Below are 14812 nucleotides of genomic sequence, written 5' to 3' on the forward strand. Positions count from 1 at the left end.
GCGGGAATTTTATCGCCAGACGACGAAGCTGCGGCCGTGAGCGACCACGACCAGCACCACGGGGCCGACGACCACGGCCGCGACCAGCACCACGGCGGAGGGGACGGCGACGACGACCACGGCCATCACCACCACGACGACCACAGCCACAGCCGCGACCATCACCACCACGACGTCGACGACCTCGAAGCGGCGGTGCTGACGATTTCCTCGACCCGCGACGTTGACGACGACCCCGCGGGCGACGCGATAGCGGAACTGCTCCACGAGGCGGGCCACTCGGTGTCGGTCCGTCGGGTCGTCGACGACGACTACGACGAGATACAGACCGCGGTCGCGCGGATGGCCGACCGCGGCGACGTCGACGTGACGGTCACGACCGGCGGAACGGGCGTCACGCCCGACGACCGAACCGTCGAGGCGGCGACGCAGTTGTTCGAGAAGACGCTTCCCGGCTTCGGTGAACTGTTCCGGCGGCTCTCGTACGACGACATCGGCACCAGGGTCGTCGGCACCCGAGCCACCGCGGGCGTCGTCGACGGGATGCCGACGTTCTGCCTGCCGGGGAGCGAGAACGCCGCCCGGCTCGGAACCGCGGAGATAATCGTCCCGGAAGCACCGCATCTCACCGGACTGGCGCGGCGCGACGCGGAGTAGGAAAACGCCCACAGAATCGGGGGTCGTCGGGCGAATCCGACTGCAACGTCTGCCCAGTCGCGGCCATTTAAGTTCGCGCACGCGCTCCGAAGAGGTATGAGCCAGCAGTCCCCACGCGAGGAGGACCCGGACGACGTGTTCTCCAGCGGTAAGGACCCGAACCTCCGCAGCACGGAGGTCACTGAGGGTCCCGACAAGGCCCCGCACCGTGCGATGTTCCGCGCCATGGGCTTCGACGACGAGGACTTCTCGTCGCCGATGGTCGGCGTGCCGAACCCCGCCGCCGACATCACCCCGTGTAACGTCCACCTCGACGACGTTGCCGACGCGGCAATCGAGGGCATCGACGCCGCGGGCGGGATGCCCATCGAGTTCGGGACCGTCACCATCTCCGACGCCATCTCCATGGGGACGGAAGGCATGAAGGCCTCGCTCGTCTCCCGCGAGGTCATCGCCGACTCCGTCGAACTCGTCTCCTTCGGCGAGCGCATGGACGCGCTCGTCACCGTCGCCGGCTGCGACAAGAACCTCCCCGGGATGATGATGGCCGCCATCCGGACGGACCTTCCCTCCGTCTTCCTCTACGGCGGCTCCATCATGCCCGGCCAACACGAGGGCCGCGAGGTGACCGTCCAGAACGTCTTCGAAGGCGTCGGCACCTACGCCGAAGGCGACATGAGCGCCGACGAACTCGACGACCTCGAACGCCACGCCTGCCCCGGCGCGGGCTCCTGCGGCGGGATGTTCACCGCCAACACGATGGCCTCCATCTCCGAGGCGCTCGGGATGGCCCCCCTCGGGTCGGCCTCCGCGCCCGCCGAGTCCGACGAGCGCTACGAGAACGCCCGCCGCGCCGGCGAGGTCGTCCTCGACTGCGTGGAGAACGACCGCCGCCCCTCCGACATCCTCTCGAAGAAGTCCTTCGAGAACGCCATCACCCTGCAGGTCGCCACCGGCGGGTCGACAAACGCCGTGCTCCACCTGCTCGCGCTGGCCGCCGAGGCCGGCGTCGACCTCGATATCGAGGAGTTCAACGACATCTCCCGTCGCACGCCGAAAATCGCCAACCTCCAGCCCGGCGGCACGCGCGTCATGAACGACCTCCACGAAATCGGCGGCATCCCGGTCGTCATCCGCCGCCTCGTCGAGGCCGGTCTGTTCCACGGCGACGCGATGACCGTCACCGGCCGCACCATCGCCGAGGAACTGGAGCACCTCGACCTCCCGGACGACGACGAGCTCGAAGCGGACTTCCTCTACACGGTCGACGAGCCGTATCAGGACGAGGGCGCAATCAAGATTCTCACCGGTAATCTCGCGCCCGACGGCGCGGTGCTGAAGGTGACCGGCGACGACGCCTTCCACCACACCGGTCCCGCCCGCGTCTTCGAGAACGAGGAGGACGCGATGCGCTACGTGCAGGAGGGCCACATCGAGGAAGGCGACGTCATCGCCATCCGCAACGAGGGACCGCGCGGCGGCCCCGGGATGCGCGAGATGCTCGGCGTCACCGCCGCCGTGGTCGGACAGGGCCACGAGGACGACGTGGCGCTCCTCACCGACGGTCGGTTCTCCGGCGCGACGCGCGGCCCGATGGTCGGCCACGTCGCCCCCGAGGCGACCGAGGGCGGCCCCATCGGCCTCCTCGAAGACGGCGACGAGGTGACCGTCGACATCCCGAACCGCGAACTCTCCGTGGACCTCACAGACGAGGAACTCGAAGCGCGGAAAGAAGACTGGGAACCCAAGCCGCCGGCGTACACCTCCGGCGTGCTGGCAAAGTACGCCCGCGACTTCGGCTCCGCCGCGAACGGCGCGGTGACGAACCCGGCGCTCACGCGCGACGAATAACGGCGAGTCGCCGCGGCGACTCCCGCGACGCGGACGCCGCCGTCAGCCGTCAGAACAGGCCGAATCCGAACGCTCGGTACAGAGCGAGTATCCCGATTCCGAGCGCGGTTCCGGCCGGAACCATCGCAATCACGTTTCGCGGCTGTTCGGTGAACCCGTAGACGCACAGGCCGAACGGGACGGACCGAAGCACGTCTATCGTCCACGCCGGGAGGGCGGGCGAAAGCGCCGACCACGGGGCGAACACGAAGAGTCCGAGACCGCCGAAGAAGGCGAGAATTCGGTTCCACCGCCACGCTGAGAACTGCACGGCGCAGTCGATAGTTGCTACTGAGTTGATAGTTTCGGTGCGGAATCCGGTCGCGGCGTCACCGACTCCGCATCTGCGATGTCACCGACTCCGCGCCCGCGGCGCCGGTGTAGTTCTGCTCGACTTAGGCCACGCGGTTCCGCAGGTCGTCGTCGCCGGCGTCCAGTTTGTCGAGGTTCTCAGCGATGATGTCGGCCATGCGCTCCCAGTATTTCGGGGTGTGGCCGGCGTTGTGGGGCGTGATGAGGACGTTTTCGAACTCCCAAAGCGGGTGGTCGGCGGGGAGCGGTTCGGGGTCGGTCACGTCGAGGGCGGCCCCGCGGATGCCGTTGCTCCGGAGTTGGGAAACGAGTGCGTCGGTATCGACGACCGGGCCGCGGCCGACGTTGACGAGGACCGTGTCGGGAGCCATCGACGCGAACGCGTCGGCGTCGACGAGGCCGCGGGTGGCGTCGGTCAGCGGGCACGCGATGACGACGTAGTCGGCGCGGGCGAAGGCGTCGTGGAGGCCCTGTTCGTCGTCGAAGCCGACGACCTCGTCGGTCGGGCCGCCCTTTGCCGGCGAGTAGCGCACGCCGACGGTCTCGACGCCGAACGGGTCGAGTCGGTCCACGATTGCCTCGCCGAGCGCGCCGAGGCCGACGACGGCGACCGTCGAGCCTTGCAGTTCGACCGTCGGGTACGACTGCCAGACGTTCGCCTCCTTCTGTCGCTCCGCGACGTGGAAGCGGCGGGCGAAGTAGAGGAGGCTGCCGAGGACCTGCTCGGCGATGTTCGGGCCGTGGACGCCGGAGGCGTTGGTGACGGCCACGTCGCGGGCCTCGAACGCCTCGATGGGGAGGTGGCCCGTGCCGGCGAACACGCAGGCGAACAGGTCGAGGTTCTCGGCGGCGTCGAGGTCGGCTTCGCTCACGTCGAACCCGGTCGCGACTTGGACGCGAGAGAGGAGGTCGCGCTCCTCGGCGGGCGTCGTTGCGAGGGCGACTTCGCGGTCGGGGAGGCGCTCGCGGAGCGTTTCGGCGTACGCCTCGGCAGACAGGCCGTGAATCTTCTGCCGAAGCACCGCGATATCTGGGTCGGACATGCTCGATGATTCTCGAAGGCGGTGATGAATCTGTCCGATTCGGGCGGGGCAGAGCGGGGCGGGGGGCCGCTCACTCGATGGGCTCGCGCCGCCGCGGGCGACGTTTCGAAATCGTTCGGGTGACCGCGACCGCATCGACCGTCGGGTCGACGACGAACCGGGAACCGTCTTCACCGAGTTTCCACGCAACGGGCGCATACCCCTGTGGGGCGGGGCCGCCGTCGACGAAGACGAGGTCGCCCGTCTCGTCGCGGAACACGACGGGCTCTCGCGGTTCGTCCGGCTCGTCTGCGGTCATTGACTCGGAGCTACCGCGGTCTCCGCTATAAACCTCCGTCTCTGGTTATCAGACGCGGTATTTAGTTGGTATTCTCCGACAAAACCGATAGCAACTACCGAGATGTTTGTCTTCTCGAAATTATCTCTGCTCGTATCGTCGGGCGCGATGCGGAGGCCGTCGGGGCGTCGTCCTCGGAGCGTGGCCGAGCGGCGGCGCGTCGGTGTCGCGGTCGCGCCACGCGCCGGAAAGCGCGGCGAGCGGCGCTCGGGCGCGCGGTCTCGAAATCGTTGGACGCCGCGTCGGTTCAGGGGGTTTAATACCCGAGCAAAGTGCTGTAACGGTATGGAACGCGTAGATGTCGCCATCATCGGCGGCGGTCCGGCCGGCACGTCGGCGGCACACGCCGCGGCCTCGGCCGGGGCCTCCGCCGTGGTCCTCGAAAAGGGCGTCCCCCGAGCAGACCGACCGGGCCTCGGGCCCGATTCGACGGACGCGGCCGGTATCCTCGACTACTGGGTGGACATCATGGGCATCCACCCCGACGAGTTCCCCGACGACATCGTGCTCGATATCCTCGACCGCGCGGAGTTCATCGGGCCGAACGAGTCGCTGACGCTTCGAAGCACCGGTATCGACTCCTCGTACGACGAGTTCGGCTACACCTTCCACCGCGCGAAGTTCGACGACTGGCTCCGCAGTCGCGCCGAAGACGCCGGCGCGGAGTACCGCGTGAAAGCCTCCGTGCGCGACGTGGAGACCGACCTCGACGCCGGCGACGACCCCCGCCACGTCGTCCGCCTCGCCAACGGCGAGGACGTGGGCGCGGCGTTCGTCGTGCTCGCCGACGGCCCCCAGCGGACGGTCACGAACAAGGTGCTCGACGACCTGCTTCCGTTCCCCATCACGGACCGGCTGTCGTCCACCGAGGCGAACCACATCGCCTATCAGGAGCACCGCGAGTTCCCGCCGGAACTGTTCGACGAGGTCGACGGCGCGATTAAGTTCTGGTGGGGCTACATGCCCGGCCACACGGCGTACCCGTGGGTGTTCCCGAACGATAACAACGTCTGCCGGGTCGGGCTCACGATGCCCATCGGCCTCGATATCGACGGGGTCGAGGACCGCGATGCGTACGCGCTCCTCCGCGAGGACGACGAGCGCATCCCGCAGGGCCGGGAGTACGTCCGCCGCCTCCTCGAACAGGAGTACGGCGACGAGTACGACATCGACGAGGACTTCCCGCTCGTCGAGGACCGCGGGAAGACGAAGGGAACCGAGACGTACGCCATCTCCTCGACGCGACCCATCGACTCGCCCGCGAAAGCCGGCATCGCCGTCACGGGCGGCGCGATGGGCGCGACCTCCGCCTTCCACGAGGGCGGCGACCACGTCGCCGTCCGGACGGGGGCCATCGCCGGCGAACTCGCCGCCGAGGGCGACCTGAGCGACTACAACGACCGCTGGAAGGACGCCATCGGCGACGAGATTCTCCGCAACGTCGCCATGGCCGAAATCGTCCACGACTACGGCCCCGCCCAGTGGGACAAGACGTTCAAGGCGGCCCGGAAACTCCTCGAAAAGGACGAGGGCTACAAGGCGTTCGGGGCCTCGAAGCTCAGCGCCGGGTTCAGCGCCGCCAAACTCGCCACGCAGTACCAGCGAACGAAGATGAAGTACCGCAAGGGCAAGTACGTCCAACTGCGCGAAGACGAGTACGCGTTGTAGCCGACCGAAGAGTTATCGGTTTCTCCGAATCTCTGTTAGTCGATGGCCGGTCGACCCTCTCGGCGTCAGCTGCTCCGCCGCGGAGCCGTCGCCGTCGGCGTCGGACTGACCGGCGCGCTCGCGGGCTGTTCGTCGCTTCGAGGCTGTTCGTCGGCCGAAATCTTCCTCCGGGCGGAACTGGTCGGAACGGCACCCGAGGAGGCGACCGTCGTCGACGCCGCCGACCCGCGGGTCGCAAACAGCCCGTGGGTGCTGAAGGTGGTCGAGGCGGCCGCCGAGGGACACCCGCGCGAGTCCAGCGTCACGGACTGTCTGAGCGACTACGACGCCCTCCGCGCGGACCTCGACGCCCTCCCGTCGGTCGACCGGTCCGAGGACCGTCTCTACTACGTCCGCGTCGACGGACAGGTCGTCCGGCTTCGGGCCGTCTTCTTCGCCGGCGACGACGCCCGCCGGTCGGAACTCGTTTTACCCCCGGCGCGCTAGGGTCGGGTGCGTACCTCAAGTCCCCGGCCGAGTGTTCCCGCTTCGGGAGCGATGACAGCACGGCGAACCCGGGTGCGCAACAGCTACTGGCCGGCTGACGCCGGCGTACTTCGGAACGTCCGCGCCCGAAAGACGGACCGCCCGGCACGAGGGTTTCCCGGTCGACGCGGCACGCCGCCTCGGGATGAGACCGGCCGTTAGTGTTCTGGGCGACAACTCAGACTTCTCTGAGATACGTCTCCACTACTTCGACTACGCTGTCGACGAATGCATTCGTCACGCATCCTTGCCACGCGACGAAGTCCTCGCTTCGTGGTGAATGAACCGCCCACGGAGAGACAAACGACTGCCGAGGAACGCCACCGACTTCCCAGATGTCCTCTGTGAGTGGAATCGAATCGTCGTACTCTTTCGTCGAGATGGCAACAGCGATGTACTGTTCGCCGTCGAACGGGTGGGAGTGGAGTCGTTGCTCACGATGAGCCATGGTCGCTGCCGGTCGTCACCCAGTTTGAACGGATCTGAACTTCGAACCACGTCGGCACGCTCCGGTTGCATCTACGTCGCGTCCTCGCCCGCGTTCCGCTCACTCGGATGCGGTGTATCCGGTGCAGCCGTGTCCCACTCGTTCGCATCGATGCCACCGTCGTCACCGTCGAGTCGCTCACTGACGATGTGTAGGTCGTATGCAGACTCGACTCTATCTCTGTCGTTCGTTATCGCCCAGTACTCCCCCTTGTGCCGAACCAGCTCACGCCGCTTCAATCGTGAAAGGGCGGTCCCGACGGTATTCGGACTCTCTCCAATCGCACTCGCAATCTCCGAGCGAGTGAACGCCTGGTCACGGTGGGTGTGTAGATAGACGACCACCTGTTCCGGAACGCTCGGTCCTTGTGGGAGATCCCCGGACTCGAACTCGTCGATACTTACCGGCATACTGTGAAGTTAGTGTGCTGATGTAATCAGTGTACTGCTGTACTTAGTCAAGTCCCTCCTAGTAGTTTGTCGATTCATAGTGTTCTGGGCGACACACACTCTCGGCGAGAGGCTTCTTCGGGGATCGTATCTCTCTCACTCGCGAGCGTGGCGACTCCGAACTCCCGGGAGCGACCGCTATCGGTCCCCGAACGTACCGGACCGTCCACCGAGAGCCACGAGTATCGCCCGGCGGTAGCGGGCGGCCAGCGCCGTCACTACGAGTCTGTCGCGGTCGTTGACGCCGAGGGCGACGAGCGCGACGACGTAGGTCACCGCACCCAGTATCGCACCGGCGACGACGACGAGTCCGCCGGTCCCGGCTCCGACCAGCGTCTCGCGGACGAGGAGCATGACGCCGGCCGCGGCGACGCCCGCGCCGAGGGGTTTGAGAAACGTCGCGTCGAAGGGCCACAGCCCCTCGAAGCGCCGCAGGAGAACGACCTGAACCGAGTTCTGGACGGCGATGGCGACGGCCGTGCCCAGCGCCGCGCCGGCGAGGCCGAACGCCCGGACGAACGCGAACGTGAGGAGCGTGTTGAGGACGGCCAGAAGCCAGTCGAGCGCCATCCGGGCGTACTGGTGGTCGGTCATCATGAGCAGCCACCCCGTCGCGCCGACGGCGCTGCCGACTAACACGCCGCCGAGGTAGACCACGAGCGGGACGTAGCCCGCCGCGAAGTTCGGGCCGAACGCGGAGAGAATCGACCGCCCGTACACCGCGAGCACGGCGAGAATCGGAACGACGCAGGTGACGATAAGCCGCGTCACCGCCGTGTACACCGCGTTGAGCGTCTCCATCTCGTCGTCGGCGTAGAGCCTCGACGCGACCGGCGGCAGGAGCATGTTGAACGAGAGGAGCGGAATCCACGCCAGCGTCACCAACACGAGCACGACGTTGTAGACGCCCGCGGCCCTCGCGGTCAGGAGGAAGCCGACGAGCATCACGTCGACGCGGTTCTGGAACACCTTGCCGAGGCTGCTCAGCGCGATGGGCGCGGAGTGGTTGTAGAACCGCCGGGCCTCGGAGCGCAGGCCGCCGACGGACGGTCGGATGCCGCTCGCCGAGACGACCATCGGAAAGCCGAGTACTGCGAGTCCGGCCATACCGACGACGAACGCGGCGGCGACGCCGACCAGCGAGTACCCGAGCGCCATCGCACCCACGGCACCGACCAGTTTGACCGCCGGGCGGAGGACGCGATTGAAAAGCGCCTCGCCGCGGGCCGACTGCACGGCTCTGAGGACGCCGGCGTGAATCCGCACCACGCCGACGAGGACGACCAGCGCCGCGAACAGGTGTATCGTCGGTGGGAAGTCGGGGTGCGAGACCGTCGCGTCGTTGAGCCGCCCGCTCGTGAGCACCAATCCGCCGGCGAGTCCGAGCCCGACCGCGAGAGTCGTGAGATACGCCAGTGCTACCACTCGCCCCCGTCGCTCGGGGTCGTCGTCGTCCGCGGAGAGATACCGCTGGAGCGTCCCGACCGACCCGAAGTTCACGAGGCGAAACAGGAGTTGCGAGATGCGCCACGCGAACGCGTAGACGCCGTAGGTGACCGGGCCGAGGCCCTGCGCAAGCGCGTACTCGGTCGCCGTCGTCAGCGCCCGCTGGAGCGACTGCCCGCCGGAGGCGACGACCGCGCCGTGACCGATGGTCAACAGCGCCTCGCGCTCGTCGTCGGGGATGTCGGCGTCGGGGACGGCGTCGGGACTCCGGTCGTCGGAACCGTCGGCGTCGGGTGTATCGGAGGGCACGGTCGCGTCTCTGTCGCTTGTCGAGGTCGAAAATAAGTCGCCTGATTCGCCCGCGAGTCACCACCGCGCGGGACCGCGGTCAGTCCCGACGCGAGGTGAGCGCGAGCCAGCCACCGCCGGCGACGATGCCGAGGATGCCGACCAGTCCGAGCGGCCCGGAGGCCCCGAACAGCGTCGCCGCGAGGCGGTACGAGCCGGCGGCACGAAGGGCGACGCCGGCGGCCGCGACGCCGAACGCCGAGAGCCAGAGCGCGCCGCCAAGTCGGGCCAGCCGACTGCGCCACAGGCGCTTTGCGAGGCTCGTGAGCGGCCGTCGGGGCGGGCCGTCGTCGGGGTCGGTCGCGGCGGCGAAGGCGGAGTCGTCTCCGCGGTCGTCGTCGGATGGAGACTCGCGGGGCGAGAGGAACGCGGTCCCGACGCCGACGACGAAGCCCGCGAGGCCGACCGCGAGCGAGTGCGGGGCCGCGGCCCCGTTGAGCGCAGCGGCTATCGCCACGAGGCCGACGAGCTTCGAGCCGGCGTCGACGAGGCGGAACGCGCGGGGCGAGAGTGGAACGTTCATAGTCGAAGTCGGGTTCGGTGGGTCGCGGGTCTGTGCGGTCAGCCGGCGGTTCCGGTCCGGCTCTTGCGGCGTTTACGGCGTTTGAGGAGCCAGTAGACGACGGCGAAGTCGAAAAGCGGCATCCCCACGGTCAGCGCGACGAGCCACGGGTAGAGGACGGCGTCGGAGACGCCCAACACGGCGGCGACGGTGGCCCGCATCCCGTCGATAGAGAGGACGATGATGAGCATGACGGCCGCGACGCCGAGGGCCGTCTGGAGCGGTCGGTCGAGCGGGTCGGCGGTGAAGTGGACCGGGTGTTCGGGGTTATCGAGGAGCGGCCAAATCATCATCACGCCGATGATGAGCGAGGGGACGACGACGCCGCCGGCGAACCGGCCCCACTCGCCGAGCCACGAGGGCATCATCTTCAGCGAGCCGAACACCCACATGAAGAACCAGTCCGGGCCGACGTGCGAGGGCGTCGACGTGGGCGTCGCCGGGCCGATGGCGGCGATGCGCTGAACCGGGAAGAAGCCCGCGAGGAAGGCGACGGTCGCGGCTGTCAGGAGGAAGACGATAGTCGAAACGAGGAACTGCTGGGGAAAAAGCGGCATGCCGACGACGACGCTGTCGTCATCGTCGTCGGGGCGGCCCTCGCCGCGGGAGCTCGGCGCGTGTTCGGTGTGTTTCTGCCGCATCAACACGGCCATGTGGAGGACGATAGCGCCGACCAGCGCGGCCGGGATGAGAAAGACGTGGAGGAAGAACATCCGCGGGATGACCTGGTCGGCTCCCGCCGGGAACGCCCCGCCGAAGACGAGCGACTGCAGGAACGACCCGACGACCGGAATCGTGCCGGTCATCTGGAAGCCGATGGTCGTCGCGGTCTTGCTGAAGTTGTCGTAGGGGAGCGCGTAGCCGAAAAAGCCCTCCACGAGGGCGAAAAGCAGGAGGGTGCTCCCGATGAACCAGTTCGGCTCGTGGGGGTTGCGGTACGCGCCCGTGAAGAAGACGCGGAACATGTGCAGGGCGATTGCGGCGATAAAGAGGTACGCCGCCCAGTGGTGCATCATGCGCGCGAACATCCCGAAGGTGGTGTCGTAGGTGATGTGCAGGACGCTCGCGAACGCCGCGGGGACCTCCGTGCCGGCGTACTGGAGCGCGTTGCCCTCGTAGGTGACGCTGTTGACCGCCGGATTGTACAGGAGGCCGAGGAACGTCCCCGTCAGGCCGAGGATGACGAAGGTGAAAAGCGCGATTTCGCCGAGGAGGAACGAGCCGTAGTTGTCCTCCGGGAACGCCTTGCCGAGGAGCGTGTGGTCCAGTTCGAGCCGCTGGTCCAGCCAGTCGAACAGGGCGTTTCTGGGGTACGCCTCGTGGGTCCGGACCGTCAGGTCGGTCTCCGGGAGGTCGCCGCCCGCCTCGCCGCCGTCCGGCCGCGCGTCGGGTCGGTCGTCGCCGGAGCCGTCGTCCGGTGCTGTCCCCGTCATCTCATTCCTCCGTCCCGATCGGTCCCTCGAACGGCCCCGTCGCGAGCAGGAGCGTCCCGTCCTCGTCGTCGGCGATGCCGAGGGGGAGCTGCGGGAGCGCCCGCGAGGCCGGGCCGCCGGTCACGGACGCACCCTTCGTGGGGTCGTAGAGGCTTCCGTGACAGGGACACCGGAGCTCCGAGTCCTGTTCGCCCGCGACGAGACAGCCCTCGTGGGTGCAGACCTTCGAGTAGGCCACGTAGCCCTTGGCCGTCCCCTCGATGTTCGTCGGCGACTCGTACTCGTCTTCGGGGAACCGAAGCAGGAGCGTGGTCGCGCGCTTCGTGACGAGCGCCCCGCCGCCTTCCTTCTCCGGGAAGACGTCCATCTTGTCGAACTCATCGGTCGAGAGCGCGTCGGCGGCGGTCAGTGGGTTGCCGTCCCTGTCGACGAGGCGGGTTCCCTCGACGTAGAGCGTCTCGCTTCCGGTGTCGAGGCTGCCGGGAAGCCCGGCCGCGTAGTCGACGCCGAAGCTTCCGATGGCGGCCGCGCCGCCGATGCCGGCGAGGAGCTTCGCCATGTTTCGCCGCGTCAGTTCGTCGTCTGTCTGCGGGATGTCCGGGGCGTCTGTGTCGGTGTCGGTCTCAGTGTCGGTGTCGGTGGTGCGTTTGCTCATGTCCGTGCGGGTGGTCAGTGGTCTCTGGTCTCTGCGACGGTGATGCTCGGGACGAAGTACGCCGTGTACGCGAGGACGGTCAGCGCGAGCGAGAGGAACAGCATCCCGGCGTAGGTGCCGAGGAACTGCGTCCGCGCCGGGCCGAGCCCCTCCAGCGCGAGGAGGGCGGCGAACGACACGTCCACCCACGAGAGGAGCGCCACGACGAGCAGCCCCGTCCGCGACGACACGGCCGGGACGTAGTCGAGGATGCGTCTGGACTCGGTCTCCATGTACGGGGGGACGGAGACGGTCGCGCGGCCGCCGTCGGCGACGACGGAGTCCCCGAGGTGGCTGATGCGGTCGAGGAAGCGCTTCGTCCCGACCATCACGCCGACCATCCCGAGGAGCGCGACCCACGCGACGACGCCGGCCTGATTGACGCCGACTTCGACCGGGCCGGGGAGGTAGCCGCTCGCGGGCTGGAGGTCGGACGAGGTGTTGACGGCGACCGGTTCCGCGCCGGTGCCGACGCCGATACCGCCGCCTTCGGTCCCGCTCGTCAGCGCGACGTACCACATCGGGAGCAGTACGACCGCGATGAGGAGCAGGATGACTGCGGTCTCACGCCGCATCGGTTCTCACCGCCGAACGTCGGGTCGGGTTCACCACGAATTTCATGAATGTACCAATAGTCTTACCTAATCGTTACTGCCGGATTGGCGCTCCCACGACTGTGGGTCGACCGCGGATTCGCGGGAGCGACGATGCCACGTAAGCGTTCAGACGAGCGGTTATCTGTCTTTCTGTTTCGGAATGTTCGAGAACCAACAGAACTACAAGATAGTAGACGAACGGTCAGGTAGTAGGCAGTATCAGCGGTAATACGAACTCAAACACCATTATGAACAGACGAACGTTCATGAAAAATATCGCGGGTGGAGTCGCCGTCCTCGGGGCCTCGACGGGCGTCACCGGGGCGTCGAACGAGAACTCGACCGCCGAGTCAGGCGGCAGTACAGACGCCGGCGGCGGTTCGGGCGGCGGCGGTTCGACCACCCATACTATCCAGATGGTGACAGAAGACGGGGAGTACTATTTCGACCCCGTCGGACTGCACGTCGACCCCGGCGACACCGTCGAGTGGGTCCTCGAAAGCGGGGACCACTCCGCGACGGCCTACGCCGAGTCGAATCAGGCCGAACAGCGCATCCCGGCGGACGCGTCCGGTTTCGACAGCGGTCTCTTGGAGGAGACCGGTGCGAGCTTCTCGTACACGTTCGAAGTCGAGGGCACCTACGACTACTTCTGTAGCCCGCACAAGCAGCTCGGGATGGTCGGTCGGGTCGTCTGCGGCGACCCCGGCGGGCCGGCCGAGGAGGGCGCGATTCCGAACGAGCCGGGGTCCGGTCTCATGCCCGGGTCGGGAGACATCGTCGAGGCGGGGTCGCTGTCGTACCCCTACGTCCCGAGCGGCGGGTCCTCGGGGTCGCTCCCGTGGCAGTTCTGGGCCGCGACGGGCGGGCTCGGGACCGCCGTCGTCGCGATGGTCTCCAAATACGACCGGGCGTCGGGCCGTTACAGCGAGTGAGCCGGGTCGCCCGCGGTTCGGATTCAGGTCAGGCCGCGGTCGGTCGCCCGACCGTCTCGCGGACGAACTTCCCGAGCAGGCCGAGCGTCGCCGCCCCCATCGCCGCGGCGAAGACGACGACGAAGACGGAAAGCGGGTCGCCGAGGTCGGAAAGCGCCCGCGAGCGGACGAAATTCGCGGCGAGAACCGTCGTGACCGCGAACAGGACGACGCCGCCGAGGTTCGCCAGCGTCGAGTTCGGCTCCGAGACCGCGTCGCCGTTGAGTAAGACGAGCACGACGGCGATGGCGAACGGCGTGCCGACGAGGCCGAACGCCAGCACCAACACGAGAAGCGGGAAGAAGGCCCCGCCGAGGAACGCGCCGACGCCGGAGAACAGCGCCACGCCGGCGAGGAGCGCGCGGTAGCGGCCGTCCGAGAGGTCCGTCCCCCAGCCGAGTTTGTCGGCGACGAGGAACGGCGGGACGACGGTGTTGCCGCCGAGCGTGGAGACGGCCGCGCCCAAGAGGCCGAGCAGGAACAGCCACTTGGCGTTCGCGCCCGCAATCGGGCCGAGCGCCTGCGCGGCCGCCACCGCCGTGAGGTCGCCCGCGGCCACCTCGGGGCTGTGGAGGACGCTCGCGGCGACGAGGAAGATGGCGAGGCTGTAAACGCCGAAGGCGACGAGCATCGACGCGCCCACGTCGAACGTCGCCAGCCCGTAGTCGCGGGTCGTCCAGTCGCGGGCGCGCATCGTGTACGAGTGCATCGTGATGAGCGTGATGTGGACCGCGCCGCCGAGGATGCCGGCGGCGACGAGCGCGCCGTCGACGCCGGACGGGATGCGAGGGACGAGCCCACCGGCCGCGGCCGCCGGGTCGATGGGAACCAACACCAGCGACGCGAGAAACGCGACGACGACGGCCGCCACGAGTCCCTTCGCGAGGAGTTCGACGAAGCGGTAGCCGCGTCCGGCGAGGCCGGCGGCGAGGACGACCGCCCACACGACGCCCCAGACGCGGGCGTCGACGCCGGTTATCGTCGCGCTCACGTTCGCGAGGCCCTGCATGATGACCAACTGAGCCAGCCCCGCGGCCAGCACCGCGTCGGCGACGAGCACCCACGCCCAGCCGTCGCCCAACTCGCGTTCCACGACCGAGACGATGCCGTCCTCCGTGAGCAGGCCGAGCCGCATCGAGAGATACTGCGCCGACGCCCCGAGCACCGCCGAGAGCACGACGACCCACAGCATCGCGTAGCCGAACGTCGCGCCGGCCGTGAGCACGGTCGCCATCGTCGCCGGCCCCGCCGCCACGGCACCGGCGACCCACGACGGCCCCATCTCCGAGAGATATCCCCGCCAGTCGCCGCCCGTCACCGCCGATACGTCGAGTCTGGGTTCGTTCATGCCGTCGTGGTCTCGGCGGTCGTCACAAAAGTGTTGCTACTGG

Annotated in this window: 16 protein-coding genes; 5 read left to right on the forward strand and 11 right to left on the reverse strand. The window is 68.1% G+C overall.

All coding sequences use genetic code 11. The features are described from left to right. Nucleotides 1-36: 36 nt before the first annotated feature. A complete protein-coding gene (locus tag C458_RS11820) occupies nucleotides 37-657 on the forward strand; it encodes a molybdenum cofactor biosynthesis protein B (protein ID WP_008575985.1) in 621 nt (206 codons plus the stop codon). Between the two features lie 96 nt (nucleotides 658-753). Further along, nucleotides 754-2508 carry a dihydroxy-acid dehydratase gene (gene ilvD, locus C458_RS11825; protein WP_008575988.1) on the forward strand — a complete coding sequence of 585 codons (1755 nt, stop codon included), beginning with the start codon at nucleotides 754-756 and terminating at the stop codon, nucleotides 2506-2508. Nucleotides 2509-2557: 49 nt separating this feature from the next. Here ilvD and C458_RS11830 read toward each other — a convergent pair whose 3' ends face one another. The 3 genes from C458_RS11830 to C458_RS11840 form a co-directional block, all read right to left on the reverse strand. Next, nucleotides 2558-2818 (reverse strand): hypothetical protein, encoded by a 261-nt coding sequence (locus C458_RS11830; RefSeq protein WP_008575990.1) that lies wholly within the window; start codon nucleotides 2816-2818, stop codon nucleotides 2558-2560. Nucleotides 2819-2942: 124 nt separating this feature from the next. Further along, nucleotides 2943-3902, reverse strand: coding sequence for a D-2-hydroxyacid dehydrogenase (locus C458_RS11835; protein WP_008575993.1), 960 nt, complete (start codon nucleotides 3900-3902; stop codon nucleotides 2943-2945). A 70-nt stretch (nucleotides 3903-3972) separates the two neighbouring features. Next, nucleotides 3973-4200 carry a hypothetical protein gene (locus tag C458_RS11840; protein WP_004042773.1) on the reverse strand — a complete coding sequence of 76 codons (228 nt, stop codon included), beginning with the start codon at nucleotides 4198-4200 and terminating at the stop codon, nucleotides 3973-3975. Nucleotides 4201-4524: 324 nt separating this feature from the next. Between C458_RS11840 and C458_RS11845 the strand changes: the two genes are divergently transcribed. Further along, entirely contained in the window at nucleotides 4525-5907 is a 1383-nt protein-coding gene (locus C458_RS11845) for an NAD(P)/FAD-dependent oxidoreductase (protein ID WP_008575994.1), read from the forward strand. Nucleotides 5908-5949: 42 nt separating this feature from the next. Next, nucleotides 5950-6393, forward strand: a complete 444-nt coding sequence (locus C458_RS11850) for a hypothetical protein (RefSeq protein ID WP_004042777.1) — start codon at nucleotides 5950-5952, stop codon at nucleotides 6391-6393. A gap of 217 nt (nucleotides 6394-6610) precedes the next feature. Here the strand turns inward: C458_RS11850 and C458_RS17920 are convergent, their stop codons facing one another. From C458_RS17920 to C458_RS11880, 7 genes are all read right to left on the reverse strand, one after another. Next, nucleotides 6611-6880 (reverse strand): hypothetical protein, encoded by a 270-nt coding sequence (locus C458_RS17920; protein ID WP_239638761.1) that lies wholly within the window; start codon nucleotides 6878-6880, stop codon nucleotides 6611-6613. A gap of 71 nt (nucleotides 6881-6951) precedes the next feature. Next, nucleotides 6952-7329 carry a winged helix-turn-helix domain-containing protein gene (locus C458_RS11855; RefSeq protein ID WP_008575995.1) on the reverse strand — a complete coding sequence of 126 codons (378 nt, stop codon included), beginning with the start codon at nucleotides 7327-7329 and terminating at the stop codon, nucleotides 6952-6954. Between the two features lie 177 nt (nucleotides 7330-7506). After that, nucleotides 7507-9123, reverse strand: a complete 1617-nt coding sequence (locus C458_RS11860; RefSeq protein WP_008575996.1) for a lipopolysaccharide biosynthesis protein — start codon at nucleotides 9121-9123, stop codon at nucleotides 7507-7509. A gap of 79 nt (nucleotides 9124-9202) precedes the next feature. Next, the gene (locus tag C458_RS11865) at nucleotides 9203-9685 is read right to left on the reverse strand and encodes a hypothetical protein (RefSeq protein WP_008575999.1); all 483 of its coding nucleotides are present in this window, start codon (nucleotides 9683-9685) and stop codon (nucleotides 9203-9205) included. Between the two features lie 38 nt (nucleotides 9686-9723). Further along, complete coding sequence (locus tag C458_RS11870; RefSeq protein ID WP_008576001.1) at nucleotides 9724-11157, reverse strand: cytochrome bc complex cytochrome b subunit; 1434 nt, start codon at nucleotides 11155-11157, stop codon at nucleotides 9724-9726. 1 nt (nucleotide 11158) lies between these two features. Beyond that, nucleotides 11159-11812: a ubiquinol-cytochrome c reductase iron-sulfur subunit gene (locus C458_RS11875; RefSeq protein ID WP_008576003.1), complete on the reverse strand. Its 654-nt coding sequence runs from the start codon at nucleotides 11810-11812 to the stop codon at nucleotides 11159-11161. Nucleotides 11813-11826: 14 nt separating this feature from the next. Beyond that, a complete protein-coding gene (locus C458_RS11880; RefSeq protein WP_004969479.1) occupies nucleotides 11827-12426 on the reverse strand; it encodes a hypothetical protein in 600 nt (199 codons plus the stop codon). Between the two features lie 269 nt (nucleotides 12427-12695). On the opposite strand from C458_RS11880, the gene C458_RS11885 reads away from it, so the two are divergent. Next, nucleotides 12696-13382: a plastocyanin/azurin family copper-binding protein gene (locus C458_RS11885; RefSeq protein WP_008576005.1), complete on the forward strand. Its 687-nt coding sequence runs from the start codon at nucleotides 12696-12698 to the stop codon at nucleotides 13380-13382. Nucleotides 13383-13410: 28 nt separating this feature from the next. Here the strand turns inward: C458_RS11885 and C458_RS11890 are convergent, their stop codons facing one another. Further along, nucleotides 13411-14769 carry an NRAMP family divalent metal transporter gene (locus C458_RS11890; RefSeq protein WP_008576007.1) on the reverse strand — a complete coding sequence of 453 codons (1359 nt, stop codon included), beginning with the start codon at nucleotides 14767-14769 and terminating at the stop codon, nucleotides 13411-13413. Nucleotides 14770-14812 lie beyond the last annotated feature (43 nt).

It is taken from the genome of Haloferax sp. ATCC BAA-644 (genome assembly GCF_000336975.1).
Lineage (GTDB): Archaea > Halobacteriota > Halobacteria > Halobacteriales > Haloferacaceae > Haloferax > Haloferax volcanii.

Excerpts from the sequence above, each read along its gene's own strand:
- C458_RS11870 (WP_008576001.1), bottom strand. The coding sequence starts at position 11,157 with ATGACGGGGACAGCACCGGACGACGGCTCCGGCGACGACCGACCCGAC.
- ilvD (WP_008575988.1), top strand. The coding sequence starts at position 754 with ATGAGCCAGCAGTCCCCACGCGAGGAGGACCCGGACGACGTGTTCTCC.
- C458_RS11835 (WP_008575993.1), bottom strand. The coding sequence starts at position 3,902 with ATGTCCGACCCAGATATCGCGGTGCTTCGGCAGAAGATTCACGGCCTG.
- C458_RS11840 (WP_004042773.1), bottom strand. The coding sequence starts at position 4,200 with ATGACCGCAGACGAGCCGGACGAACCGCGAGAGCCCGTCGTGTTCCGC.
- C458_RS11880 (WP_004969479.1), bottom strand. The coding sequence starts at position 12,426 with ATGCGGCGTGAGACCGCAGTCATCCTGCTCCTCATCGCGGTCGTACTG.
- C458_RS17920 (WP_239638761.1), bottom strand. The coding sequence starts at position 6,880 with ATGGCTCATCGTGAGCAACGACTCCACTCCCACCCGTTCGACGGCGAA.
- C458_RS11845 (WP_008575994.1), top strand. The coding sequence starts at position 4,525 with ATGGAACGCGTAGATGTCGCCATCATCGGCGGCGGTCCGGCCGGCACG.
- C458_RS11850 (WP_004042777.1), top strand. The coding sequence starts at position 5,950 with ATGGCCGGTCGACCCTCTCGGCGTCAGCTGCTCCGCCGCGGAGCCGTC.
- C458_RS11875 (WP_008576003.1), bottom strand. The coding sequence starts at position 11,812 with ATGAGCAAACGCACCACCGACACCGACACTGAGACCGACACCGACACA.
- C458_RS11865 (WP_008575999.1), bottom strand. The coding sequence starts at position 9,685 with ATGAACGTTCCACTCTCGCCCCGCGCGTTCCGCCTCGTCGACGCCGGC.
- C458_RS11885 (WP_008576005.1), top strand. The coding sequence starts at position 12,696 with ATGAACAGACGAACGTTCATGAAAAATATCGCGGGTGGAGTCGCCGTC.
- C458_RS11855 (WP_008575995.1), bottom strand. The coding sequence starts at position 7,329 with ATGCCGGTAAGTATCGACGAGTTCGAGTCCGGGGATCTCCCACAAGGA.
- C458_RS11890 (WP_008576007.1), bottom strand. The coding sequence starts at position 14,769 with ATGAACGAACCCAGACTCGACGTATCGGCGGTGACGGGCGGCGACTGG.